The organism is Streptomyces sp. NPDC060209, from assembly GCF_042728155.1.
Classification (GTDB): domain Bacteria; phylum Actinomycetota; class Actinomycetes; order Streptomycetales; family Streptomycetaceae; genus Streptomyces.
This window is the reverse complement of sequence record NZ_JBHWZS010000060.1, coordinates 1-24,283: the sequence shown is the minus strand read 5'-3', so window position 1 is coordinate 24,283 and position 24,283 is coordinate 1. Positions and strand designations below refer to the sequence as shown.

Below are 24,283 nucleotides of genomic sequence, written 5' to 3'. Positions count from 1 at the left end.
TTGTGCAGAGGTACTGGGATCCCGTACACCAGATCAGGAGATCGCATAGTTCTGGTATCCGCCGGCGGCCTCCGCGTCGCAAATTTCGCGGTACTGGCGATAGGAGCCGAAGTAGAAGAGTGTCCTGCGCTCACGTCCCGGAATATTCGTCCCGTTCCACCAGCTGTTGCCACCGAGCGGAATGATCGTCTTCTCGACCTGCTCGTTGATGTGGTTGGCCCACCGGATCTCCGCCTCCTCGTGCACCTCGACCACCTTGGCTCCGGTGTCACGCACCCGCGTGATCAGATTGGAAATCCATTCGACGTGCTGCTCCATCAGGATCGCGTAGTTGATGAACATCGAGCCCGGGCCGGCGACCATGAAGAAGTTCGGGAAGCCGGAGGTGGCGAATCCAAGATGGGACCTCGCCCCGACGTCCTCCCACTTGTCAGCGAGCCGTTGACCGTTGCACCCCCGGATGTCCATCCGCAGGTAGGGCCCTGTCACGGCGTCGAATCCAGTGGCGAGGATGAGGACATCCAGGGGGAGCTCGCCGGACTCCAGCCGTATGCCGGATTCAGTGATGCCCAGGAGAGCGTCGCGGCGAAGGTCCAGCAACGTCACGTTGTCCCGGTTGAACGTCTCCATGTAGTCGGTGTCGACGATCGGCCGACGTGACCCGAGTGGATGGTCGTTCGGCACCAGGCTTTCGGCGGTTGCCGGATCGTTGACGCGACTCCGGATCTTCTCCTTCACGAAGTCGGTGACCAGTTTGTTCGCCTCCGGGTTGGTGAGAATGTCCTTGTAAGAGCCCCACAGGAACTCGAAGCCGCCTTTGTCCCACATTTCTTCGAGAGCCGCTTCTCGTTCCTCGCCACTCACGTTGAGGACGGACCTTCCATTGTGCTCCCACGGGAATCCGCCGAGGGACCACCGGGCCTTCTCGAATAGTGCCGGACGCTGCTGCTTCACCTTGTCCCATGTGGCATCGTCGTACTCGACGTGCCGCGCCGGGATGGTGAACTGGGGGGTCCGCTGGAGAACGTAGAGATGCTCGGCCTGCTTGGCCAACTGCGGCACCGCCTGTACGCCCGTCGACCCCGTCCCCAGGATGCCGATTCGCTTGTCGGCGAGATCGACGCCATCGGCCGGCCATGCACCGGTGTGCACCACGGTCCCTGCGAAGTCGTCAAAACCCGGAATGCTCGGCGCGTAGGGGGCGGAGGCGAGCATTCCGACGGCTGCGATGAGGAATCGTGCACGGACGGGCTCTCCGCTCGCTTTGGTCACGTTCCACATCGAGTCCGTCTCGTCGAACCGTGCGCCCGAGACTCGCGTGCCGAACTCGATACTCCGCCGGAGGTCCAGGCGATCGGCGACAAAGTTGAAGTAGCGCAGGAGTTCCTCCTGCTCGGGGTACTTCCCGCTCCAGCGCCACTCGTCGATGCGATCGTCGGGGAAGCCGTAGCTGTAGACCGAGCTTTCGGTGTCGCATCGAGCACCCGGGTACCGGTTCATGAACCAGGTACCGCCGACGCCGCCCTGCTCCTCGAGGACCAGGACCCGCATTCCCAGGGTGTCCCGGAGGCGGTGGAGCATGTACAGCCCGCCGAAGCCGGCACCGATGACGACTGCATCGTAAACACCGGCGGTGGCCGTCGGTTCTTCGTTGGGGTGCGACTGACTGTTACCCAACATGACTCTCTTTTCTGCCGACCGGTGCAATGGGTCGGTCTGTTCAAAATTTGACTTCTTCATTGTGCTGAAGATCCGCTATTCCGCTCCCGCTCCCGCTCCCGCTCCCGCTCCCGCTCCCGCTCCCGGCGAGGTCTCGGAATGCACCTCGACGATGATTCTTCTTTTCTCGAACTTGCCCATTGCGTTCTTGGGGATCTCGGTGACGATGCGTACGATCCTGGGCACCTTGAATCGGGCCAACTGCGAGTCGCAGTGCGCCACGATGGCATCCGGGGTAAGGAGCGCCCCGTCGACCAGCCTCACGATTGCCGCTGGCACTTCCCCCCAATGCTCGTCAGGGAGTCCTACGACGCAGACCTCCTGAACTTCCGAGAGTTGCGCGACGACAGCCTCCACCTCGGCGGGATAGACGTTCTCACCGCCACTGATGATCATGTCTTTCGATCGATCGAGGACATGGAGCCTGCCGGCGACGTCGAATCGTCCGAGGTCGCCCGTCGCGAGCCACTTGGACTCAAAAGTGGTTCGGGTGAGCTCAGGCGCCCTGAAGTACTGGCTGGCCGTGAGTTCACTCTCGATCAGGATCTCGCCGACATCGCCGCCGGTGAGATCCCGGCCCTCGGCGTCGACGGTGCGAATCCGGGTGGACCGACTGGCCCTCCCGACCGCCATCGGTGCCTGAAGCGCGTCGTCGCCGAGGTTCCACGCAACACAGGCCGATTCGGTAAGGCCGTAGACACTGCCGAAGGGAAGGCGTAGCCACTCCTGCAGCCGCTCCGCCGCCGAGCGACGAATGGGCATGCCACCCCAGAGCGCCAGTGTCAGCGTGTCGCTGTCGAGGTGCAGGGAACCGTCGGCCTGCTTGACCATCTCCCACATCGTGGGCCCCAGGACAGCATGCGTCACACCTGCTCGAAGGGCCGCCACCATCTCCTGCGCATCAAACTTTCGCGACATTCTCAGGGTTCCGCCGACGAACCAGACCTGGGCGCCCACGCCCCAGAACGAGGCGCTCGTGAGGGGGAACTCGTAGGCCCAGACCGCGGTCCGGTCGATCGGGACGGCGGCCAGGGCGTCGCGCGACACGCTCATGTTGCTCGCGTGTGTGCGACACACTCCCTTGGGGGTACCAGTCGTGCCCGAGGTGAAGTGGATGACCTGGATCTCCGAAGGGGAGATACGAACACCCGGATCGCTCGCCGAGCTGGACATGATCCGGCCGGCGACTCCTTGGCCGTCCTGCTCCAATTGCAGCGACCGCCGCCCGTCATGGCCAGCCATGCCGTCTGACAGCCGTTCGGCGAACTCAGGGTCGTGCACGATCAGGTGCGGATCTGCCCTGCTCAGCACCTGCGCCAGCTCAGCGGCGTTCAGACGCCGATTGATCGGCATGACAACGAGCCCGGCCTTGGCGCACCCGAGCATGATCAACAGGTGGTTGATGTCGTTGTACATCATGGTCGCGACTCGGTCACCCCTGCGAAGTCCCTCCTCAAGCAGGGCATTGGCCGCACGAGAGGAATGGGCATCCAGCTCGGCGTAGGTCCACGGAGATCCGTCGCTGACGACGGCGATCCGCTCGGCGAAGTCTTTGCCGCCTGAACGGATGACATCCGCGATCGTCGAGACTGTGTTCTGACTCATGTGTCGCGCCTTTCCTTCAACTCGCGACCGGCGAGATCGTGGCCATACCGGGGTTGATGCTCACGCACTCGCTCCTTGTTGACCCTGCCGACCATGGCTTGAGTCCTCCGCCTCGGTGAGCGTCCGTGTCCGCAGACACCCCGCACGCACTTGCACGCGTCCACGCCGGTGCCGCCCTCCCGCTCGGCCGACGAGCACCAGGAAGAACATCAGTTCCGAGGCGCCTCACGGCAACGGTCGGCCCTTTGTCTCGGGCATCGTCGCGTAGACGGCGACGCCGATAGCAGCGGCACCCGCTACGTAGAGCCACACCAAGTCACCCAGCCCACTGGAGTGCATCCAGGTCGATACGTATGGAACGGTTCCGCCGAACAGGGCGATGGCCAGTGCGTACGGCAGGCCGATGCCGGTGCTGCGCACCTCGGCCGGGAACTGCTCGGCCATCACCGCCGCACAGTTCGCGGAGTATCCGACGATCAGCAGCATCCCGATCAGCTCAATCACCAGCAGACCGAGGAAACTGTCGCTGAGCAGGTGGAATGCTGGCCAGGGCAGGACGACGAACCCGACGGCGAACGCGATCATGGTCGGCTTGCGGCCCAGCCGGTCGGACAGCAACCCACCAAACGGCAGCGCCACCAGGAACACCAGCAGCGAGATCGTGTTGGCCAGCAGAGCATCGCGCAATGGAATACCGGTGGCCAGGTGCGCATAGGCCGGCATGTAGGAAATCCACATGTAGTAGACGACCGCGCCGGCGATGGTGATGCCGACGACGCGCAGCGCCGCCCCCGGGTGCTCACGCACCATCACTATGAACGCATTCCGCCGCGGCCCTGGTCGCTCGGCGACCTGGGTGAAAGCCTCGCTTTCGGCGACGGACACGCGCAGCCACAGCCCGACCACACCGAGCAATGCACCGACGCCGAAAGCGATCCGCCATCCCCAGCTCTCCAGGGCAGGCTCCTCCAGCGTGCTGGTGAGCAAGGCTCCCATCCCCGCCGCGATCATCGTGCCGGCACCGACCGAGAACTGCTGCCAGCTCCCGGCGAATGCGCGCCGCTCGGGGGCCGCGGACTCCACCATGAACGCCGATGACGACCCGAACTCGCCGCCCGCAGAGAAGCCTTGGACCAGTCGGGCGAACAGCAGGATCAGGGGCGCCAGCACCCCGACCTGTGCGTACGTCGGGGCGATCGCGATGATCGCGGAAGCACCGGACATCAGGGCGATGGTGAGCGTCAGGCCTTTCTTGCGGCCGTGTCGGTCTGAGTAGATTCCCAGGAGTGCTCCACCGATAGGGCGCATGACGAAACCGACGGCGAAGACCATGAGGGTGGACAGCAACGCAGACGTCCCGTCGCTCGAGGCGAAGAACTGCGCCGCGAAGATCGGGGCGAAAGTGGTGTAGATGGCCCAGTCGATGAACTCGACGGTGTTGCCGATGGCGCCCGCCACGACCGCCTTGCGCTGGCGGGGAGCCATTTTAAGGCCGTGGGCGGCTGCTGTTCCGGTGGTGGTGGTCATTTCGCTGCCTCCGCCCAGAGCGGGATGTGAGCCACGACGTCGCCGTGTGGGGCGTAGCATCCGTCGCCGGCGGCGTCGAGTGCGTCGTGTCGCACCGAGGCGAACCAATCGCCCTGGATCTCTTCGACCGGCGGCGCGAGGACGCTGGTCCGCTCTCTGCCGGAGAGCGTGCTCTTGCCGCACATCAGTAGGACCTCGGCATTCCGAGGACGTGCTGGGAGACGTAGTTGAGAACCATCTCCTGACTGATCGGAGCCAGCCGCAGCAGTCGCGACTCCCGGAAGTACCTCTCGACGTGGTACTCGCGGGCGAAGCCCATCCCGCCATGGGTCTGGATCGCCCGGTCGGCCGCCTCGAAGCCGGCGTCGGCACAGAGCCATTTGGCCATGTTCGCCTCTCGGCCGCACGGCAATCCCTTGTCGTAGCGCCACGCAGCGTTGCGGGCCATCAGCTCCGCTGCGTCGAGCCGGGTCGCGGCCTCGGCAAGGGGGAACGCGATGCCCTGGTTCTTGCCGATGGGGCGATCGAACACGACACGTTCGTTGGCGTAGCGGACCGCCCGCCGCAGCGCGGCCCGTCCGATGCCGAGTGCCTCGTGCGCGAGCAGGATCCGCTCCGGGTTCAACCCATCGAGCAGGTAGCGAAAGCCCATGCCCTCCTCGCCGATCCGGGCGGAGACCGGAACACGGAAGTCGTCCATGTAGACCTCATAGGACGGCACCGCATTGCGCCCCATCTTCGGGATCGCCTGCAGCTTCACCTGATCCGACTGGATATCGACGACGAACAGGCTCATCCCGTCGGTGGGCTTCTCGACCTGATCGCGCGGGGTGGTCCGAGCGATCAGGACCATCTTCTGCGATTGTCCGGCTTTGGTGATCCACACCTTGCGGCCGTTGATGACATAGGAGTCGCCGTCGCGCTTGGCGAAGGTGGAAATCCGAGTGGTGTCGGTGCCGGCGTCCGGCTCTGTGACACCGAAGCAGACGTGGAGCGTGCCGTCGACGGCGCCAGGAAGGATCTCCTCGCGCATCTGGTCGCTGCCGTGCTTGACGATCGTGTTCAGCCCGAAAATCGTCAGATGCATCGTGCTGCAGCCGTTCATGCCCGCGCCCGATGCAGCTACCTCCTCGAGCAGCAACGATGCCTCGAGCACGCCGAGCCCGCCGCCGCCGTACTCAGTGGGTATCGCGATCCCCAGCCAGCCGCCGTCCGCGAAGGCGTTGTAGAACTCCGTGGGGAACTCGCCCTTCTGGTCGTGCTCAGCCCAGTACTCGTCGGAGAACCGGCTGGCGAGATCGCGGACGCCCCGGCGGATGTCCTCCTGGTCTTGAGTCAGTTCAAAGTCCACGTCTTCTCCGTCAGGTCATCGATGTACGGAATGAGCTATTTCCGGGCGTCCGGAACTCGGCCACCAACGGGTGTCGGTGTGGCGGGTGTTGACAGGGAGGACCGAACGGCGATCTCGGTGCGTCACCGTGGATCGGCCGACGGCATGGAGGGAGGGTCGGAATCAGACCCGCCTGTCCCGTCCGGCCCAGAGTTCATCTGCGAGGCTTTGCTTCTTGATCTTGCCCGTTGCCGTGGTCGGGAAGGTCTCGACCAGATGGACCTGTTTCGGCACCTTGTAGCCGGCTATGGATACGCGGCAGTGGTCCACGATCTCGTTACACGTCACCAGAGCTTCAGGGTTGAGGATGACGAATGCCGTCACCTCCTCGCCCCACCTCTCGCTCGGTGCGCCTACCACCGCAACCTGTCGAACACCGGGAAGTCGGGCGATTGCGTTCTCCACCTCACGGGAGTAGACGTTGAATCCGCCGGTGACGATCATGTCCTTCTTGCGGTCGACGATGTAGAGGTAGCCCTCCTGGCTGAGGTATCCGACATCTCCGGTGGAAATCCATCCGGCCGCGTCCATGACCTCGTCAGTTGCCTCGGGTTGTCGCCAGTAGCCCCGCATCGTCTGTCGTCCACGCACCTGGATGTCACCGGGTGCGTCGGCGGGGACCTCGCGCCCGTCGTCTCCCACGATGCGCAGCTCGACGTTGGGCGTGGGCCGGCCGGCGGAAGCGAGGCGGGGCAGACCGCCCGAGTCGATGAGATCGGTTCGGTGATCCGCGGGATGCAGTGATGTCAGCGGCAGTGGGGCCTCGGACGATCCGTAGAACTGGATGAGGATGCGACCGAAGACTTCCTGTGCGTCATGGGCGCGTTCGGGGGCGATGGCGGACCCGGAGTACACGATCGCCCTGAGGCTGTCGATATGTACGGCCTGCCCGTTGCCTCTCCGTCGGAGGATCTCGGCGGTCAGCATGTTGAGCTGGGTGGGAACAAGGACCAGTATCGAGACCTGTGACTGCTCGATCGCCGACAGGATTTGGTCCATGTCGAAGCTCCCCACGAGCAGGTTGGTCCCACCGGCACCAAGAACTGCCGTTGCGACGCAACCACTGAAGTGGCTCAGCGGTGCGCTGTGGAGAACGGCGTCCTCGGGTCCAAGGTCCGGCAGTTCCGTGAGGAGGTTGTGGACCATGGCGCCGACACCGATGCCGCTGTGCCGGACGCCCTTGGGTACGCCGGTCGACCCTGAGGTGTAGTACAGGACGACGTCGTCGTCCGGATGCGTTCCGGGTAGCGGCTCCGGCGCGACGCGCGCACTGAGCTCCTCGTACGTGACCGTTGCGTGCGCGGACGGCCCGATACTGACGATGACCTGGACAGAGCCGGGAATCCAGTCGACCCCGACCTCATCGAGCCACTTTCCTTCGGCCACGATCACGGTCGGTTCCGCGTCGGTGGCGATCTGGGCAATCTCCTGCGGATGCAGACGTAGCAGCAAGCCTATGCGGACCAGTCCGCTCAGATAGGCAGCATGCTCGACGACCGCCCACTCCACTTGGTTGGGGGCCGCGATGGCGATGCGATCGCCCGGCCGACAGCCGAGGTGGATCAGTCCATGTGCCACGCGATGGGCCAACTCTGCGAGGTCCGCATAGCTGAGTGATCCTTTGGAGTCCACGACGGCCGGGCGCGGCCCGAACTCGCGGTAGCTCCGTGTCAGAAGATCGGTGATGGCAAGTATGGCCGTACCCCTTTGTACATCCCCGTCATCGAGGCGGAGCTCTTCTTGTGACGTCACTGATCGTCCGCCTGAGGTGGGACGCCGTCGCTCCATCTGTCTAATCTAAATTAGATACGACTCTGTCGAGCGTCAAGAGAACGGACAGGTTCCGGTTGGCCGGCGAGAGCGCTGCCGCGGTTCACACAGCAGCAGTGGAGCCCCGGCCGACCCCTGCAGGCCGTTTGGACGGCAGGCTGATCGCGGGACGTACCGTCTACACTGGAGGTTCAATTTCAATCTCGAAGTCGGGAGAGTCAGTGGTCTCTGCGGAAACGAGGCAGGTTGGCGCGGACAGAGCCACACAGCCAGGTCGCGACACGCGCGGGAGAATTCTCAATGCCGCAGCGGAGGTACTACGCGCGAAGGGATACGCGGAGACCCGGCTGTCCGACATTGCCGAGCTGGCCGAGCTGCAGGCGGCCACGATCTACTACTACTACCCCAACCGGGAAGACCTGATAGAGAGCGTGATCCGCGAAGGTGAGGGTCTGATCATCGGCCAGGTGCACGAGGCCCTTGCAAGCCTCCCCGATACCGCACCGGCGCTGGACAAGATCTGCGCGGCCGCGACCGCCCACCTTGACGCGATCGTGTCGATTTCCCCGTTCTCAGCAGCATCGACCCGGAACTTCGGCCACCTGCCACAAGAGATGCAGGACCGCCTCATGGTCCAACGCCGGGAGTACGGACACGTCTGGAAGTCTCTTTTCGACGAGGCACTCGACAACGGTGAGATCGGCGGGGCGATCGACTGGCACGTGGCGTACCAGCTGCTCATGGGTTCCCTGAACTCCACAGCCGAGTGGTGGAAGCCCGAGCGCACTCCCAAGGCGGAGCTGCTGTCGACGACCGTCCGCCTGATCCGACGCGCCTTCCAGGTGCAGCACCACCGCTCCACCTGAGGGCGGGTCGCGCCCCACACCGGCGCCAGCACTCAAGCTCACTCGACCCCCTCGCACCACCGCTGACGTCACCAGCCGGATGCCAGGGGGTTCCGCTTTCCGCCTCCTCTAATCTAAATTAGAATCTATGCCAGGGGCGGAGCGAACCGGCCCCGGCCTTGGCGGCCCGCGCCCTTAGGGTCCCGAGCGACGACGATGGGCGTCACCTCGGGGGACCGCGGAACGGTCAGAGCGAAACCACCGCCTACGACCGCCTGCCGTCAGCGTCTGGCGTGCAGACCTGTGTCCAAGAAGAGGCAAGAAGTCGAAGCGGCACGATGAGTTCGGGAGACCTCATGAGCGCAAACGTAGGAAGCCAGCTGGACGAGTCGTCGGTGCAAGCCGACATGCTCGAACGAATCCTTCACGATCGGTACAGCTGTCGGGCATTCCTGCCCGATCAGCTCGAGCCGGAGACCATCCGCCGGCTCCTGACGATGGCGCAGCGAAGCGCTTCTTGGTGCAACTCGCAGGCGTGGCAGGTCGTCGTGACCAGCGGCGACGGCACCGAGCGCTTCCGCAAGGCTCTCTACGAGGCCGCGCAGACACGGCCGATGAAGTCTGATGTGCCGGAGCCCAGCGAGTACCTCGGCGTGTACCAGGAGCGGCGGCGCGCATCGGGGTACGCCCTCTACGAGAGCCTCGGCATCGATCGCGGCGACCGGGAGCGGCGTGCCCAGCAGATGCTTGAGAACTTCAGGATGTTCGGAGCGCCACACCTCGCCGTCATCACGTCCGAGAAGCGCCTCGGACCTTACGGGCTCGTTGACTGCGGGGCCTACGTCTCGACGCTCCTGGCCGCGGCGCAGAGCCTGGGAATTGCAACCATCGCCCAAGCCGCCATCGCCATGCAGTCCGACCTGGTTCGTGAGTACTTCTCGATCCCCGACGATCGGGACATCGTCTGCGGGGTCTCGTTCGGCTTGCCCGACCACAGCCATCCCGTCAACAGCTTCCGCACAGAGCGTGCACCCATCGACGATTCGGTCGAATGGGTCTCGAAGTGACAATCATTCAGGAGAGGTAGATGGTCTCCAACCCCCCCTCAGAACTGCCCGATCTGTTGTCAATCGGGCTCTGGACAGAGCCCAAGCTCTTCACCGTGGATCACGACCGTCTCGCAGCGTATGCGGATTCCACCAACGACGCCGACCCGGACCGGGCCGCAGGCCTGTCGGCCAACCCTGTGTTCGCCGTGCTGCCCGCCTGGGAGACAGCGTTCGAGCGATTGAAGAGCACTCTGAGCCCCGAGCTCCTTCTGCGGGCGCTGCACGGCGAGCAGGACATCCGGCTGGTTTCGCCGATCACTCCTGGGATGCGGTTGTGGACCAGGGCAGCAGTAGTGAACGCCTCACCGACAACGACGGGAATGACGCTGAGCGCCCGGGCCATGTCCGTGTGCGACAAGGGGCTTCCGGTAATCGATCAACTCGTCACGATGTTCATCAGGAAGGTCCGGCTACCGAAGGCAGTGGGACCGCTCGTCGACCGAGGTCGGCCCCCTGCTGGACCCATGGTGCCGCTCCGGGTGTCCCCTGCCCGTGAACTGGACCATGATCAGACACTTCGCTACGCAAGGGCGTCCGGTGACGGAGAGGCGGTTCACATCGACGCCGAGGTGGCGAAGTCGTACGGCTTCACAGGCGTGATCAACCACGGGAACTGCACGTTCGCGATTGCGGCTCAAGACGTCATGAGTGCTGTGTGTACTGGTGATGGCTCGCGCGTCAGACGCATAGCGGTGAGGATGAGCAGCCCGGTACTGCTGGACGACACCCTCACTACGACCGTGTACGCGAGTGACGCCTCGTCGAGCACCTTCCGGTGGGAGACCGCCCTTAGCGACGGCAGGCTGTGCCTGAGCGACGGCTTCATCGAGATCGGTCCGGCGTGATCGCGACGGGCACAGAACGGCAACTCCGGCCGGGTGGGGCTTCGCCACGACCAGCGGTTCCTTGGGATCGAACCGATGTCGCTGGACAGCTGAGTTGGCAGGGTTGCGGGGAAACATCAGAGATTCCCCACGGTGGACGGCCGGAGAGTCATTCACCTGATCGAACAACCCGAAGGTACGGACACGGGTGCGACTGCCGCGCCGTCCGCGCAACTGCCCGAACTTGACGCCCAGGGACTAGCCAGCCCTTCCTCGGATGTCGAAGTCGGGGTTGCTCAGGAGCACACCCCTGTCTAATCTCAATTAGAGAAGTCGTCCGGTCGAAGACGATAGCGCTTCATGGAGGATTCGATGGCCCTGTTCGGACTGGTTCACGGCGCGTGCCACAGGGCCGCGCATTGGGAAATTTTGTCTGCCGAGTTGCAGGGCCGGGGCCACTCCGTGATGACTGTGGACCTGCCGGTGAATGATCTCGGCGCGACGCAGGACGACTACCTCGAGTCAGCGGTCGAGGCTTTCAAAGATGCCACAGAACCCGTCATCGTGGTGGGCCATTCGCTGGCCGGGTACACGACCCTGCGGTTGGAGCAGCGAATTCCCGTATCGGGGCTCGTGTTTCTGTGCGCGACCATCATGTTTCCTCCTGGGTTGTACCCGGACGAGCCGGCGGGCCCGATCTCCATCCCGCCGGAGGACATGCCGGTGGACGCGCAAGGTCTGATCAACTTGACGTTCGATGCCGCCCGCACCGCGTTTTACCTCGACTGCGAACCCGAGGTCACCAAGACAGCCGTTGAGGCCCTCGTCCCACAGACAGCCGCGGCGGTCGCCGGCCCGATGAACAGGGTCGAGCGCCCCACAGCGCAGAGCATCTACATCCAGGCAAGCGAGGACCGGTCCGTGTACGAGACGTGGTCCACGTGGTTCGCGGAGATGTTGACTGGGCGCCCCGCTCTCCGCATCAAGGGTTCGCACTCTCCCTTCCTGTCCCGGCCGGCCGAACTTGCGGACATGCTGGAGACGTTCGCTGCCACTCTCGCCGGCGCCCCAACGACGGCCGTCGCAGAGCTCAAGATGAGCTGAATGGTTGGTGGGCGGCGGCTGCAGGCGGCAGCGCAAAGCGCCCGCCCTTCCGCACGCCAGGCGAAAGTCTCACGGTCACGTGCCCGCAGGACCGTTAACGAATCCCCAAAGACCATTGGTTGCCGCGACCCTCGCGGGGCGAGTGGCAGAACAGGAGGCAGACTCGATGAGCGGGCCCTTGGAGGGACTGAAAGTCATTGAGATGGGTGCGATCGGGCCAACACCACATGCCTGCATGGTCCTCGCCGATCTTGGTGCCGACGTCATCAGAGTCGAAAGAGCAGGAGCAGAGCGCGACCGTAGCGCGCTCCTCGACCCGATGCTTCGGGGCCGTCGGATCATCGGACTCGATCTCAAGGACGCGGGTGAACGTGATTGGCTTCTCAAGCTGGTCGCGCACGCGGATGTACTTGTCGAAGGCTTTCGTCCGGGCGTTATGGAGCGTCTTGGACTCGGACCCAGTGTGTGCCGCGACCTGAACCCCGGCCTCGTCTACGCACGCATGACAGGCTGGGGGCAGGACGGTCCCCTCGCGACATCAGCGGGTCACGACATCAACTACATCGCGCTGTCGGGAGCTTTGCACGCGATTGGCGCTGCGGATCAGAAGCCGCCGCCGCCGCTGAACCTCGTCGGAGACTTCGGTGGGGGCTCGATGCTGGTACTCACGGGCATACTCGCGGCACTCGTCGAGAGAACTCGCTCCGGTGAGGGGCAGACGATCGACGCTGCGATGGTCGATGGGGTTACGCTCCTGTCCCAGGGCATCTGGTCGCTGCGTCACAGCGGACAGTGGGGGGAGGAGCGAGGTGCGAACCTGTTGGACTCGGGTGCGCCGTTCTATGACACTTACGTATGCGCATGCGGCGGATACGTAGCAGTGGGTGCGATCGAGCCGCAGTTCTTCGCTCTCCTGGTCGAAAAACTAGGCCTTGACGAGAGTTGGACCGCCGTCCAGATGGACACGTCACGATGGGGCGAGTTGCGCGCGACACTCGCGGCGGCATTCCTTACCCGAAGCCGCGACGAATGGGGGGCGGCCTTCGCTCTGACGGACGCTTGTGTGACGCCAGTGCTGAGCTACTCCGAAGCACCTTCCCACCCGCACATCGCATCCCGAGAAACAATCTGGAACACGAACGGCGTCCCTCAAGCCGCCAGTGCACCGCGCTTCTCGCGCACCCCCGCTGATCGTGCCAACCGGGCGCAAGCTGAGATCACTTCGGCCTCGACCCTCGCGAAAGAGTGGGCCTCGATCTAGCCTCGATTCGTCGACGGCTGTGATTGTCTGACCAGACTGTCGGTTCGGCTTCCAGCACATGGTGTCCGGCTCGATGTCAGCCAGGTCGTCGATGTCGTATAGAGCCGCAGCGACGTGTAGAGATCGCCGGCGACGCTCCGCGAAGCGCCGGGCCGGTAACCACGTGTCAGCGTGACTAACCGCAGGTGTCCCTCGGAAGGATTGATCCCCCGAGGGACACCTCATTGCCTGGTGCGCCGGCGGGCGACAGTCGCGTCGTTGCGGCGACACAGCCTGAGAGTGCGGACAGCTGGTACGGCCCTCCATTCCCGCCGACCCTCGCTGCCACTGGCCCGTGCGACCTGCTGTCTCGCACTGCCTGATGTACGAAGTGTTGGGGTTACTGCTGATGGGGGTACTGACAGGGTCTCTCAGAAGCGGAGGCTCGTGTCTAGCCTGAGGCTATGGACAACCAGGCTGAAATACGCGCTTTCCTCAAGTCTCGCCGTGACAAGATCACGCCCGAGCAGGCTGGTCTGCCCACTTACGGCAACCGCAGGGTGAGTGGCCTGCGCAGGAACGAAGTCGCAACCCTCGCCGGTGTCAGCGTCGAGTACTACACGCGACTGGAGCGCGGCAATCTCATTGGTGTCTCCGACAGCGTTCTCGATGCGCTCGCTCAGGCGTTGCAGCTCGACGATACAGAACGCACGCACCTGTACGACCTTGCCCGTGCGGCGAACACCACGCAGGCCCGGGCGAGGCGCCAGCCTGCCCGGTCAACCGTGCGGCCGAGCGTGCAGCGGATCGTCGAAGGGATGCCAGGGATGCCAGCGTTCGTCCAGAACAACCGCTTCGACGTACTGGCGACCAATCCGCTCGGGCGCGCGCTGTACTCGGAGATGTACGCCGATCCGGTGTGCGGGGCGAACGTCGCCCGGTTCGTATTCTTCAGCCCTGTAGCAAGAAGGCTCTATGTCGAGTGGGAACGCATTGCCAAGGGTGCTGTGGGTGCGTTGCGGATCGAGGCGGGCAAGAACCCTTACGACCGGGAGCTGTCGAACTTGATCGGCGAGCTGTCGACCCGTAGTGACACCTTCCGTGTCATGTGGGGTGCCCACGATGTGCACGTCTTCCGTAAGGGGACGAAGCGCTTCAGCCATCCTGTCGTCGGCGACCTATCCCTTGAGTACGATTCAATGGACCTGCCGGACGACTGCGGGCTGACCGTGACGGTGTACAGCGCGGCATCCACCTCAGCCGCAGATGCTCTGAAGCTGCTAGCGAGCTGGTCCGCCACATCCGAGGCGGCGCAGGCCGCCGAGATGCACTCCGATAACTGAGTCTGCCTCCGCTCCTCCGCCGCCCCGCCCCTGACCGCAGCCTTCGGCCAGGGGCGGGGCTGTGACCTGTGCTGATGCGGCTGGGGGTCCCTACCAGTACCCCTCACAGCAGAGACTCCCTCGTTCTTCGTATTCGCGGTTGCATGGTTACTGCCCCACTTTTTGGGGGCCGGCCGGTTACCGCTTCGGCCGACCCCGCTCCACGCGAGGGAACGAGAAATGACTGCCAAGAGCACGATGCTCACGCTCAACAACGGCGTGGAGATGCCCGCTCTGGGCCTTGGTGTCTTCCAGAGCGCACCGGAGGAAACCGCCGCGTCGGTGACAACCGCCCTCCAGGACGGCTACCGCCTGATCGACACTGCTGCCGCCTACGGCAACGAGAAGGAGGTCGGCGAGGGCATCCGCCGTTCCGGTGTCGACCGCGGCGAGGTCTTCGTGACGACCAAGCTGTGGTTGTCCGACTATGGCTACGACGCCACCCTGCGCGCCTTCGACACCAGCCTGGACAACCTCGGCCTGGACTACCTGGACCTGTACCTGCTGCACTTTGCGTTTCCGTCCGCGTTCGACTCTACGGTCGCCGCGTACAAGGCCATGGAGAAGCTGCTGGCCGACGGGCGGGTGCGGGCGATCGGCGTGTCCAACTTCAGCGCTGGGCAGCTGCGCGATCTCATCGACCGCACTGACGTGGTGCCGGCGGTGAACCAGGTTGAGCTGCACCCGTATTTCATCCAGCGCGAGCTACGCAACGTGCACGCCAACCTCGGAGTTGTCACTCAGGACTGGTCGCCGCTGGGCGGGGTGAACCTGTACTGGTCCGCTGCGCCGCAGGCCGGTCAGAGTCCGTTGGAGGATCCCACAGTCGTCAAGATCGCGGCCCGGTACGGCAAGACCCCCGCGCAGGTTGTCCTGCGGTGGCACATCGAGCAGGGCCTGTCGGCGATCCCGAAGTCTGTCAAGGCCCACCGCATCGCGGAGAACTCCAACATCTTCGATTTCGCTCTCACCGCCGACGAGGTTGCCGCGGTCGACGCGCTCGACACCGGGCTTCGCGGTGGCCCCGACCCCGACAGCATCAAGGCCGACTCCTTCGGCTGAGCCGATACGACGCCTGACCGCTCCAGGCACCCCCTCTTCCCCCCGCATCCGGCAAAGGTTCTCCCCCGCATGTCCCCTCTTCGAGAGAAATCCACGAAACTGCCGTTCATCGTTGTGCTGCTCGCCCTGGGCACCTTCCTGATGGTTACCAGCGAGTTCATCATCGCGGGCATCCTGCCCGAGATGGCTTCCGACCTCGACGTCAGCGTCTCCCAGGCCGGTCTGCTGATCACGGCATTTGCCGTTGGGCAGATCGTGGGCGCACCCGCGATCTCGGTCGCCACGCGGCGTCTACCCAAGCGCTCCACACTGATCCTGGCGCTGGCCGTCTTCGCCGTCGGCCATGTGATCGCCGCTCTCAGCTCGTCCTTCACCATCGTGCTCACGGCTCGCGTGATCACCGCGCTCGCCACCGGCACGTTCGTGGCCGTCGCTTCGGTCGTGGCCACCTCCGCCGCGGGCAGCGCCTCCGCCTCCCGCGCCATGGGCGTGATGATGAGCGGCATGAGCCTGGCCATCGTGGCCGGTGTGCCGCTGGGTTCTTTTGTCGGCCAGTCGATCGGCTGGCGCGGCACGTTCTGGGCGCTGGCAGCGCTCGCTGTGGTTGCCTCCCTGATCATCGGCCGGTTCATTCCCGCCGAGGAACACCGCGAGGAGCCTTCCGCCTCCTCGCAGTTCGGCGTGGTGCGCCAAGGCCGGCTCTGGCTGGTGCTGGCCGCCACCGCGCTGGTCACGGGCGGTTTCATGGCCACCTACAGCTACATCTCTCCGCTGCTCACCGAGCGGACCGGCCTGTCCGAAGAGGTAGTGCCGCTGGTCCTGGTCGGCTTCGGTATCGGCGCCCTGCTGGGCACCAACATCACCGGACGCCTGGGCGACCGCAAGCCGCTGGCCACGTTCATCACCACTTCCGTCGCCTCCGCGCTGGTCCTGCTCCTGCTCATCCCGTTGTCCACCAGCGTCGTGCCGACCATCGTTCTGGTGTTCCTCCTTGGCCTGACCGGCCTGGGCATCACCTCCATCGCGACTCCCTTGGCGGTGCGCTTCGGCCACTCCGGCCCCGCCCTGGCTGCCGCTTTGACCGTGTCGGCCTTCAACGTCGGAATCGCACTCGTCTCATGGCTGGCGGGCAAGACTCTGGATTCCTCGCTCGGCGTGACCGGCCCGGAAATCGTCGGCGTGGTCATGGTCGGCCTCGGCCTGATTCCGCTGCTGATCCTCGCCGCGATACGCGCCACCCGAACCGACTCGCCCAAGGCGTCCCTGTCGGGGCAGGACGAGGAGAACTCGCCGGATGACCCCGAAACCAGCCCCGCGCTGGTTGCAGGCGCCGGCGCCTGAGACCGCCCCGTGCGGGGTGCCACCCCCGGGCCCCCGTACGGGGTGCCGCGAGCGACTGTCCGATCGCGGCCCACCACCCCCTCTTGAATACTTTTCGTAACAGATTGAACACTCGAAAGGTTGTACGTCATGGCTGAAGAGCAGTCCGCCGTTCAGAAGATGCTCGGTGACTTCGCGCCCGAGCTGGTCCGGCTGACCGACGATGTCCTGTTCGGTGAGGTGTGGGCGGGTGAGGGTCTCTCCCAGCGGGATCGCAGCCTCATCACCGTGACCACCCTGATCGCGCTCCACCGCGCCGACCAGCTCGCCTTCCACCTCCCGAAGGCCCTGGAGAACGGTGTGACGAAGGACGAGCTGGTCGAAACCATCACCCACATCGCGTTCTACGCGGGCTGGCCCAACGCGATGTCCGCGATCACTCAGCTCAAGAGCATCGTCGAGTCGAACGCCGACGCGAGCTGACCCCCGCACCAACACGTCTGGAGCGACACCCCTCATGAGCAAGGTCTTCTTCATCACCGGCGCCGGCCGCGGCCTGGGCGTGGACATCGCCCGCCAGGCCCTGGAAGCCGGCCACCAGGTGGTGGCCACCGGCCGCCGCCCCGAATCCGTCCTGAAGGCCCTGGGCGGTGAACACGACAACCTCCTGGTCGCCGCCCTGGACCTCACGGACCCCGACACCGCCAACACTGCTGTCCGCGCGGCCGTCGAACGGTTCGGCCGCATCGACGTCCTGATGAACAACGCCGCGAACTTCTACGCCGGCTACTTCGAGGTCGTCTCCGATCAGCAGATGCGTCAGCAGATCGAGACCAACGTGTTCGGCCCGATGAACGTCACCCGTGCCGTGCTGCCCGTCATGCGCAAGCAGCGGGCCGGGCACATCATGACGATCTCGTCGCTGGCCGGACTGGTCGGCCAGGAGTTCACCGCCGCCTACACCACCTCCAAGTTCGCCGTCGAGGGCTGGATGGAAGCCCTGCACCTGGACGTCGCCCCGTTCGGGATCCACACCACCACAGTGGAACCCGGGTTCTTCCGTACCGAGCTGCTGGTGGAAGCCTCCACCACGTGGCCGGAGCTGACCGTCGACGACTACGCGGACAACACCGCGGCGCAGGTCGCAGGATGGAAGACCATGAACGGCCAGCAGACCGGTGACCCGGCCAAGCTCGCCGAAGCAATTTTGAAGGTCGCTGCCCAGGAGGAGCCTCCGGTGCGGTTCATCGCCGGCGCCGATGCCATCGCCTCAATCGAGGCCCACGCCAAGGAGCTGCTGGCCCAGGTGGACGCATCGCGCGCACTGGGGACGGACCTGGCCCACGACGACGGCGCGGCCTGACCAACACGAACCCATGGCCCGCTAGACCATGGGCGCCAAGAGCTCTGTTGAGAACTCGCGGAGCCAGATGTACGGCCTCGGGCGCGACCTCGATCAGGTCGCCCGTGGCATGTGAAAGGAGAACGACAATGAACAAGCGTGAACTGGGAACCGGCGGCCTGGAAGTGTCCTCGATCGGACTCGGCTGCATGGGCATGACCTTCGGCTACGGGCCGGCCGCGGACACCGGTGAGGCCATCAAGCTGATCCGGGCCGCCGCTGAGCGAGGCGTGACGCTGTTCGACAGCGCCGAAGCCTACGGCGAAGCCAACGAGAAGCTGGTCGGCGAGGCCCTCGCGCCGGTGCGCGACCAAGTCGTCATCGCCACGAAGTTCGGCTTCAAGGACGGCAACTCCGCAGCCGGCCTGGACAGCCGACCGGAGCGGATCCGCCTGGTCGCCGAGCAGTCGTTGCAGCGCCTGCAGACAGACCGGATCGACCTGTTCTACCAGCACCGGGTAGACCCGAACGTACCCATCGAAGAGGTCGCGGGAACCGTCCGCGATCTCATCCAGGAAGGCAAGGTCAAGCACTTCGGCCTGTCCGAGGCCGGTGCGGACATCATCCGTCGGGCCCACGCGGTGCAGCCGGTCACGGCCCTGCAGAGCGAGTATTCCCTGTGGTGGCGCGAGCCCGAGCAGGTCATCCTGCCGACGCTAGAAGAACTGGGCATCGGTTTCGTGCCATTCAGCCCGCTCGGCAAGGGCTTCCTGACCGGCGCGATCAACCAGGACACGAAGTTCGCGGAGAACGACGTCCGCAACGTCCTGCCGCGCTTCGAGGACGAGGCGCGCCAGGCCAACCTCGCGCTCATCGCGCTGCTGGGTGACATCGCCGAGGCCAAGCAGGCCACCCGCGCCCAGATCGCCATCGCCTGGCTCCTCGCACAGAAGCCGTGGATCACCCCGATCCCCGGCACGACGAAATTGCACAGGCTCGAAGAGAACATCGGCGCCGACAACGTGCGCCTCACCGCGGACGACCTGAAGCGCATCGAGACCGCCGTCTCCGAGGTGCAGATCAAGGGAGACCGCTACACCGCAGCACAGCAGAAGACCGTCAACCGGTAACGCACCGGCGAGCGGCCGACATAGAGACCAGTCTCCGGCGGAGACCGCCTCTCACCACGCATCACCCTTCTCCGACGAAGCGCCGCTACAGGCGCTTCGTCGGAGAGGAGGACTCAGTTTGTAGGGAAGAAGACTCGTGGAACAGCACGTACTCCAGGGCCGTGTCGCTCTGGTCACCGGCGGCACGACCGGCCTCGGCTTCGGCGCCGCCAAGCGCCTCATAGAAGAGGGAGCGTTCGTCTACATCACCGGCCGTCGGCAGAACGTCCTCGACGCCGCCGCCGAGAAGCTCGGTCCATCCGCCCGGGGCATCCAGGCCGACGTCGCGAGCAAGAGCGACATGCTGCGCCTCGCCGAGACCATTAAGACGAACCACGGCCACCTCGACATCCTCTTTGCCAACGCCGGCGGCGGCCACGCAACGCCCTTGCCCGAGCTCGCCGAGGAACAGATCGACAGCGAACTCGGCATCAACATCAAGGGCGTCATCCTCACAGTGCAGAGCATGCTGGGCGTCCTGCGCAACGGCGCGTCCGTCGTCCTTAACGCGTCGATCACCGCCGACATGGGACTGCCCGGCTTCGCCGCCTACGCATCGTCGAAGGCAGCCGTCCGCTCCCTCGCCCGCAGTTGGACGACCGACCTCAAGGACCGCCGGATCCGGGTCAACTCCGTCAGCCCCGGCGTCGTGCCCACCGAGGGCTACGGCCACGAGCAGAAGCTCAGCGACGCCGACGTCGCCGCCTACGTCGAGCGCGTCGCCATGGAAATCCCGGCCGGCCGGGTGGGAACTGCCGAGGACATCGGCAACGCCGTCGTCTTCCTGGCCTCCGATGCCAGCAGCTACATCAATGGCATCGACCTGATCGTCGACGGCGGCATGACCCGCGTCTACGCAGGACAGAACTGACGGCCACGAGCCACCACCGCCGCGGCCTACGGGGGACACGCCGGTACACCAAAGGCGCGTCCACGCGCGCGGCAAGAAAGCAGGAATGCACATGACGACTGCCAAGTCACAAGAGCGCCACATCATCTGTGAAGTGCACGCCAAGACGTCGCAGAGGCAGCAGGTCCACGAACTCCTGCTGGAACTCGTCGGCCCGGCCCGGGCGGAAAGCGGCTGCCTGTACTACGACCTCTACCAGCAGGCGGACCAGCCCGACACCTTCTACATCATCGACGGCTGGACCTCGGCCGAAGCGATCGCGGAACACGCCGAACACCCGAATGTGACCAGGGTCGTCGAGCAGCTGACCCCGCTGCTCGAAGTGCCTCTGAAGGTCACCACCAGCAAGCGGGTCAGCGACCCGGAGTAGTTCCGCTGTGATCGCACCGGGCTCCCACTGACGGCCGGCTTCCGGTGGGCACGTGCGCCGTGGGTCAGCCTGCGGCCAGGAGGATGAGGGCTGTGGCGTCGAAGGGCGCCGCCTGCTCAGCGATGAGGTCACGCGGTCCAGTGCAGTGGGTGTCCGGTCGGTCCCTTGCCAGCATTGGGGTCCCTGCCGAAACCCCTTTCAGCCGGGCCTCCCCCAGCCGGCCATCGCGCAGTTAGCTGGAGATCAGCCGCCCCACGACGACCTCAACAGACTCGTCATTCAGACCTGCGCCTCCGGCCAGATACGTCCTGCCGGTTTTCCACGTCCACACCCATCAGGGAGGATCCATGGCTAGCATTTTCATCACCGGTTCCACCGACGGCCTCGGCCTGATGGCCGCCCAGCTGCTGTCTCGGCAGGGCCATGCAGTGGCTCTTCACGCACGCAACGACGCTCGGGCCAGCGACGCACGCGCCGCGCTCCCCGCCAACATTGGCGTCGCCGTCGGTGACCTTGCCAGCATCGCTCAGACCCGTGACGTGGCCACCCAGGTCAACGCCATGGGCACCTTCGACGCTGTCATCCACAACGCCGGCGTCGGATACTACGGGCGGAGACGGGAGGAGACCGAGGACGGCCTTTCGGACGTCTTCGCCGTCAATGTAGTGGCCCCTTACCTCCTGACGGCGTTGATCACCCCACCCCGGCGGCTGGTCTATCTCAGCTCCGGGATGCATCACAGCGGTGACACCACTCTGAGCGACCCGCAGTGGACAAGGCGCCCGTGGCAAGGCTCCCAGGCCTATTCGGAGTCCAAGTTCTACGTCACCACCCTCGCCCTCGCCGTCGCAAGGAACTGGCCAGAAGCCCTCTCCAACGCCGTTGATCCTGGCTGGGTTCCCACGAAGATGGGTGGGAGCAGCGCCACCGACGACTTGCAGCTGGCTCCCGTCACGCAGGCGTGGCTGGCAGCGAGCGATGACCTTCACGTGCGCGTGAGCGGCCAATACTTCCACCACCAGCAGGCCCGCACTCCCCACCCGGCCACGCAATCACCCGAGGTGCAGGACCGGCTTCTGGATTACTGCGCCGAGCTCACTGGAACCGAACTGCTGTCTGCGGCGGCTCCCACCGACTGAATCTGCGAGAGCCGTCCATGCCCGCAGGCGGTCACCGCTGCGGGGGCCCAGCGTGATCACAGCCCTGCCCAGGCGCGGTCCCCTTGCCCGGAAAACAGCCGCGTCATCGCGCACCGTTGGAACGAAGAAGGAAAACATCGTGCAACTCCCCGACAAGGTCGCACTGGTCACTGGAGCGGGCTCCGGTCATATCAGAACAAATAGCCATCGCTGATCGTGTCTACGCGGGCGAAACCCGTGCTGCTACTCACGAGAAAAGGAACGAACCATGACTGGAACGAACCCGTTCATCACGTTGAACAACGGCGTACAGATGCCCGCCCTGGGCCTGGGCGTCTACCAAAGCGCCCCGGAGGAGACCACCGAAGCGGTCCTCGCCGCACTGCACGGCGGCTACCGCCTGATCGACACCGCCGCCGCCTACTTCAACGAGCGCCAGGTCGGCGAGGCCATCGCCCGCTCGGACGTCGACCGCTCCGACATCTTCGTGACGACGAAGCTGTGGATCAGCGACTACGGCTACGACTCGGCCCTGCGCGCGTTCGACGTAAGCCTGCGCAAGCTCGGCATCGAGCAGCTCGACCTGTGGCTGCTGCACCAGCCGCTGCCCTCCGATTTCGAGAAGACGATCGCCGCATACAAAGCGGCGGAGAGGCTCCTCGCTGACGGGCGGGTACGTGCGATCGGTGTCTCCAACCAGACGCCGGAGGAACTCGACGAAGTCATCTCCCGCACCGACATCGTCCCGGCGGTCAACCAGATCCAGGTACACCCCTATTACTCGCAGCGCGAGTGGCGCGAGGCGAACGACCGCTACGGCATCCTGACCCAGTCGTGGTCGCCGTTGGGCGGCTCGTACATCTACGGAGACGCCGAGACGAACCCGCTCGAGGACTCGGTCGTCACCACCCTGGCCGACAAGTATGCGAAGACTCCCGCGCAGATCGTCCTGCGCTGGCACCTGGAGCATGGCTTCTCCGCGATCCCGAAGTCCGTCAAGGCTCACCGCATCACCGAAAACTTCGATGTCTTCGACTTCGCCCTGAAGCCTGACGAGGTCGCCGCGATCGACGCCCTGGACACCGGCGTGCGAGGCGGCCCCGACCCCGACTCCCTCAACCTCGACAACTACGGCTTCCCCATCGACGACTAGGGACTGTCTCCTTGAAAGGCTATGGGCGCCATTCCTGCTGGTAGGGCGGGATGCTCGGCGTATGACTGGCCAAGGACTCGCAGCGCGTATGCCAGGCCGGCCGAGCGGGAGTCCGCGGCGTCCATGGCTTTGTAGTCGTTCGCCAGTTGCTCGATCAGATCGAGCATGGGGAGGTGGCTGTCGAGGAGAGCCTTGCCGCCCAGGGTGCTGGCCACGTAGGCGTAGGCGTGGTTGTCGTCCATGATGCGTGCGACGAGGAACTTCACAAGATCGTCCATGTGGCCATCCTCGCGGGCAAGGCGCTTCGGCGGTCAAGTGGCTGTCCAGATGAGGATGGCGGCGAGGTGGAGTGCGGCCTGGTAGGCGATGGCGAGCTTGTCCGTTCGCATGGCCAGACCGCGCCATTGCTTGAGTCGGTTGATGCACCGTTCGACAGCGTTGCGCTGCTTGTAGGCCTCGGCGTCGAAGGCCGGTGGTCGGCCTCCGTCGCGGCCCCGCCGCAGCCGGTGGCCGACCTGGTCGGACGGCTGGGGGATGACAGCGCGGATTCCACGACGCCGGAGGTGATTGCGGATCGCGCGGGATGAATACGCCCGGTCCGCCAGGACGGCATCGGGTCGGGTTCTCGGTCGACCCGGTCCGCTTCGCAGAACACGGATGCCTGCCATGACGGTCTCGAAGGCCGGGGCGTCGCCCGCCTGGCCTGCGGTGACGCGAAGAGTCAGGGGCCGTTCCCGGCTGTCGCTGGCAAGGTGGACTTTCGTGCTCAGGCCACCGCGGGAGCGTCCGAGGGCGTGGTCGTCAGGTTCGGCCCGGCCTGGTGCCCCTTTTTTCTGGCACTGGCAGCGTGCTGGTGAGCCCGGCAAACGGTGGAGTCCACTGAAACGGTCCAGCCGATGTCGGCATCAGCGTCGGCTGCTGCCAGAACTGCGGCGAGGATGCGTTCCCAGGTGCCGTCCATAGCCCACCTGATCAGGCGTTTGTGCGCGGTCTGGAACGAGCCGAGCTCGTCCGGCAGGTCCCGCCAGGGAGAGCAGGTGCGGTACTTCCACGCGATGGCTTCTAAGGTTCGGCGGTGATCGGCCCATCGTCGACCGCGGACCGGATCGGCCGGCATCAGCGGCTCGATCCGGTCCCACATCGCATCAGCGATCACTAATCGGACAGACACGTCCGATCAACTGACCAGCCGATCAAAGAGACACGCTCTAAAGGTTGTTGCAGAACGCCTGGGATAGGGCATTCCTCTTGTATGGGCGGGGTGTTGCGGGCTGAGTCGTTGTGGGTGGAGACGTTCACCGGC

General features: G+C 65.1%; 23 protein-coding genes. 15 read left to right on the top strand and 8 right to left on the bottom strand.

Going from position 1 to position 24,283, the window contains the following annotated elements:
* Nucleotides 1-33: 33 nt before the first annotated feature.
* From ACFWFI_RS14675 to ACFWFI_RS14650, 6 genes are all read right to left on the bottom strand, one after another.
* Entirely contained in the window at nucleotides 34-1,680 is a 1,647-nt protein-coding gene (locus tag ACFWFI_RS14675) for a flavin-containing monooxygenase (RefSeq protein ID WP_387389359.1), read from the bottom strand.
* A gap of 75 nt (nucleotides 1,681-1,755) precedes the next feature.
* Complete coding sequence (locus tag ACFWFI_RS14670; RefSeq protein WP_387389356.1) at nucleotides 1,756-3,324, bottom strand: class I adenylate-forming enzyme family protein; 1,569 nt, start codon at nucleotides 3,322-3,324, stop codon at nucleotides 1,756-1,758.
* Nucleotides 3,325-3,549: 225 nt separating this feature from the next.
* Nucleotides 3,550-4,851 (bottom strand): MFS transporter, encoded by a 1,302-nt coding sequence (locus tag ACFWFI_RS14665; protein WP_387389354.1) that lies wholly within the window; start codon nucleotides 4,849-4,851, stop codon nucleotides 3,550-3,552.
* Nucleotides 4,848-5,036, bottom strand: coding sequence for a hypothetical protein (locus ACFWFI_RS14660; protein WP_387389351.1), 189 nt, complete (start codon nucleotides 5,034-5,036; stop codon nucleotides 4,848-4,850). The genes ACFWFI_RS14665 and ACFWFI_RS14660 overlap by 4 nt, the downstream gene beginning before the upstream one ends.
* Nucleotides 5,036-6,202 (bottom strand): acyl-CoA dehydrogenase family protein, encoded by a 1,167-nt coding sequence (locus ACFWFI_RS14655; protein WP_387389348.1) that lies wholly within the window; start codon nucleotides 6,200-6,202, stop codon nucleotides 5,036-5,038. Before ACFWFI_RS14655 ends, ACFWFI_RS14660 begins: the two co-directional genes overlap by 1 nt.
* 162 nt (nucleotides 6,203-6,364) lie before the next feature.
* On the bottom strand, nucleotides 6,365-7,993 hold the full coding sequence (locus ACFWFI_RS14650; RefSeq protein ID WP_387389345.1) for a class I adenylate-forming enzyme family protein: 1,629 nt from the start codon (nucleotides 7,991-7,993) through the stop codon (nucleotides 6,365-6,367).
* A 239-nt stretch (nucleotides 7,994-8,232) separates the two neighbouring features.
* Here ACFWFI_RS14650 and ACFWFI_RS14645 point away from each other — a divergent pair, with 239 nt between their 5' ends.
* The 15 genes from ACFWFI_RS14645 (at nucleotide 8,233) to ACFWFI_RS14575 (ending at nucleotide 22,980) form a co-directional block, all read left to right on the top strand.
* Complete coding sequence (locus ACFWFI_RS14645) at nucleotides 8,233-8,877, top strand: TetR/AcrR family transcriptional regulator (protein WP_387389343.1); 645 nt, start codon at nucleotides 8,233-8,235, stop codon at nucleotides 8,875-8,877.
* Nucleotides 8,878-9,212: 335 nt separating this feature from the next.
* The gene (locus tag ACFWFI_RS14640; RefSeq protein WP_387389341.1) at nucleotides 9,213-9,923 is read left to right on the top strand and encodes a nitroreductase; all 711 of its coding nucleotides are present in this window, start codon (nucleotides 9,213-9,215) and stop codon (nucleotides 9,921-9,923) included.
* 20 nt (nucleotides 9,924-9,943) lie between these two features.
* A complete protein-coding gene (locus ACFWFI_RS14635) occupies nucleotides 9,944-10,810 on the top strand; it encodes a MaoC/PaaZ C-terminal domain-containing protein (protein WP_387389339.1) in 867 nt (288 codons plus the stop codon).
* Nucleotides 10,811-11,149: 339 nt separating this feature from the next.
* Nucleotides 11,150-11,893 (top strand): alpha/beta hydrolase, encoded by a 744-nt coding sequence (locus ACFWFI_RS14630; RefSeq protein WP_387389337.1) that lies wholly within the window; start codon nucleotides 11,150-11,152, stop codon nucleotides 11,891-11,893.
* A gap of 166 nt (nucleotides 11,894-12,059) precedes the next feature.
* The gene (locus ACFWFI_RS14625; protein WP_387389334.1) at nucleotides 12,060-13,154 is read left to right on the top strand and encodes a CaiB/BaiF CoA transferase family protein; all 1,095 of its coding nucleotides are present in this window, start codon (nucleotides 12,060-12,062) and stop codon (nucleotides 13,152-13,154) included.
* Nucleotides 13,155-13,597: 443 nt separating this feature from the next.
* Nucleotides 13,598-14,476, top strand: a complete 879-nt coding sequence (locus ACFWFI_RS14620; RefSeq protein ID WP_387389332.1) for a helix-turn-helix transcriptional regulator — start codon at nucleotides 13,598-13,600, stop codon at nucleotides 14,474-14,476.
* Nucleotides 14,477-14,695: 219 nt separating this feature from the next.
* Entirely contained in the window at nucleotides 14,696-15,577 is an 882-nt protein-coding gene (locus ACFWFI_RS14615; protein ID WP_387389329.1) for an aldo/keto reductase, read from the top strand.
* Between the two features lie 69 nt (nucleotides 15,578-15,646).
* Nucleotides 15,647-16,918: an MFS transporter gene (locus ACFWFI_RS14610; RefSeq protein WP_387389326.1), complete on the top strand. Its 1,272-nt coding sequence runs from the start codon at nucleotides 15,647-15,649 to the stop codon at nucleotides 16,916-16,918.
* A gap of 129 nt (nucleotides 16,919-17,047) precedes the next feature.
* Nucleotides 17,048-17,380, top strand: coding sequence for a carboxymuconolactone decarboxylase family protein (locus ACFWFI_RS14605; RefSeq protein WP_387389324.1), 333 nt, complete (start codon nucleotides 17,048-17,050; stop codon nucleotides 17,378-17,380).
* Nucleotides 17,381-17,414: 34 nt separating this feature from the next.
* Nucleotides 17,415-18,260, top strand: coding sequence for an SDR family oxidoreductase (locus ACFWFI_RS14600; protein WP_387389321.1), 846 nt, complete (start codon nucleotides 17,415-17,417; stop codon nucleotides 18,258-18,260).
* 128 nt (nucleotides 18,261-18,388) lie between these two features.
* Nucleotides 18,389-19,369: an aldo/keto reductase gene (locus ACFWFI_RS14595; protein ID WP_387389319.1), complete on the top strand. Its 981-nt coding sequence runs from the start codon at nucleotides 18,389-18,391 to the stop codon at nucleotides 19,367-19,369.
* Between the two features lie 136 nt (nucleotides 19,370-19,505).
* On the top strand, nucleotides 19,506-20,279 hold the full coding sequence (locus ACFWFI_RS14590; protein ID WP_387389317.1) for an SDR family oxidoreductase: 774 nt from the start codon (nucleotides 19,506-19,508) through the stop codon (nucleotides 20,277-20,279).
* Between the two features lie 91 nt (nucleotides 20,280-20,370).
* Nucleotides 20,371-20,688 carry a putative quinol monooxygenase gene (locus tag ACFWFI_RS14585; RefSeq protein WP_387389315.1) on the top strand — a complete coding sequence of 106 codons (318 nt, stop codon included), beginning with the start codon at nucleotides 20,371-20,373 and terminating at the stop codon, nucleotides 20,686-20,688.
* Between the two features lie 347 nt (nucleotides 20,689-21,035).
* Complete coding sequence (locus ACFWFI_RS14580) at nucleotides 21,036-21,827, top strand: SDR family NAD(P)-dependent oxidoreductase (RefSeq protein ID WP_387389313.1); 792 nt, start codon at nucleotides 21,036-21,038, stop codon at nucleotides 21,825-21,827.
* Nucleotides 21,828-22,095: 268 nt separating this feature from the next.
* Nucleotides 22,096-22,980 carry an aldo/keto reductase gene (locus tag ACFWFI_RS14575; protein ID WP_387389311.1) on the top strand — a complete coding sequence of 295 codons (885 nt, stop codon included), beginning with the start codon at nucleotides 22,096-22,098 and terminating at the stop codon, nucleotides 22,978-22,980.
* Here the strand turns inward: ACFWFI_RS14575 and ACFWFI_RS14570 are convergent.
* A complete protein-coding gene (locus ACFWFI_RS14570) occupies nucleotides 22,977-23,258 on the bottom strand; it encodes a hypothetical protein (RefSeq protein WP_387389309.1) in 282 nt (93 codons plus the stop codon). The two genes, ACFWFI_RS14575 and ACFWFI_RS14570, sit on opposite strands and share 4 nt — an antisense overlap.
* Nucleotides 23,259-23,291: 33 nt before the next feature.
* A protein-coding gene (locus ACFWFI_RS14565) for an IS5 family transposase (protein WP_387389385.1) occupies nucleotides 23,292-24,121 on the bottom strand; the annotation gives its coding sequence in 2 pieces (ribosomal slippage) (nucleotides 23,292-23,809 and nucleotides 23,809-24,121; 831 coding nt in all).
* Between the last annotated feature and the right edge of the window lie 162 nt (nucleotides 24,122-24,283).

Bases quoted from the DNA above. Each gene is read 5' to 3' on its own strand.
- ACFWFI_RS14600 (WP_387389321.1), top strand. From the start codon at position 17,415: ATGAGCAAGGTCTTCTTCATCACCGGCGCCGGCCGCGGCCTGGGCGTG.
- ACFWFI_RS14610 (WP_387389326.1), top strand. From the start codon at position 15,647: ATGTCCCCTCTTCGAGAGAAATCCACGAAACTGCCGTTCATCGTTGTG.
- ACFWFI_RS14640 (WP_387389341.1), top strand. From the start codon at position 9,213: ATGAGCGCAAACGTAGGAAGCCAGCTGGACGAGTCGTCGGTGCAAGCC.
- ACFWFI_RS14575 (WP_387389311.1), top strand. From the start codon at position 22,096: ATGACTGGAACGAACCCGTTCATCACGTTGAACAACGGCGTACAGATG.
- ACFWFI_RS14595 (WP_387389319.1), top strand. From the start codon at position 18,389: ATGAACAAGCGTGAACTGGGAACCGGCGGCCTGGAAGTGTCCTCGATC.
- ACFWFI_RS14675 (WP_387389359.1), bottom strand. From the start codon at position 1,680: ATGTTGGGTAACAGTCAGTCGCACCCCAACGAAGAACCGACGGCCACC.
- ACFWFI_RS14660 (WP_387389351.1), bottom strand. From the start codon at position 5,036: ATGTGCGGCAAGAGCACGCTCTCCGGCAGAGAGCGGACCAGCGTCCTC.
- ACFWFI_RS14625 (WP_387389334.1), top strand. From the start codon at position 12,060: ATGAGCGGGCCCTTGGAGGGACTGAAAGTCATTGAGATGGGTGCGATC.
- ACFWFI_RS14630 (WP_387389337.1), top strand. From the start codon at position 11,150: ATGGAGGATTCGATGGCCCTGTTCGGACTGGTTCACGGCGCGTGCCAC.
- ACFWFI_RS14570 (WP_387389309.1), bottom strand. From the start codon at position 23,258: ATGGACGATCTTGTGAAGTTCCTCGTCGCACGCATCATGGACGACAAC.
- ACFWFI_RS14605 (WP_387389324.1), top strand. From the start codon at position 17,048: ATGGCTGAAGAGCAGTCCGCCGTTCAGAAGATGCTCGGTGACTTCGCG.
- ACFWFI_RS14620 (WP_387389332.1), top strand. From the start codon at position 13,598: ATGGACAACCAGGCTGAAATACGCGCTTTCCTCAAGTCTCGCCGTGAC.
- ACFWFI_RS14580 (WP_387389313.1), top strand. From the start codon at position 21,036: ATGGCTAGCATTTTCATCACCGGTTCCACCGACGGCCTCGGCCTGATG.
- ACFWFI_RS14670 (WP_387389356.1), bottom strand. From the start codon at position 3,324: ATGAGTCAGAACACAGTCTCGACGATCGCGGATGTCATCCGTTCAGGC.
- ACFWFI_RS14635 (WP_387389339.1), top strand. From the start codon at position 9,944: ATGGTCTCCAACCCCCCCTCAGAACTGCCCGATCTGTTGTCAATCGGG.
- ACFWFI_RS14665 (WP_387389354.1), bottom strand. From the start codon at position 4,851: ATGACCACCACCACCGGAACAGCAGCCGCCCACGGCCTTAAAATGGCT.
- ACFWFI_RS14585 (WP_387389315.1), top strand. From the start codon at position 20,371: ATGACGACTGCCAAGTCACAAGAGCGCCACATCATCTGTGAAGTGCAC.
- ACFWFI_RS14615 (WP_387389329.1), top strand. From the start codon at position 14,696: ATGACTGCCAAGAGCACGATGCTCACGCTCAACAACGGCGTGGAGATG.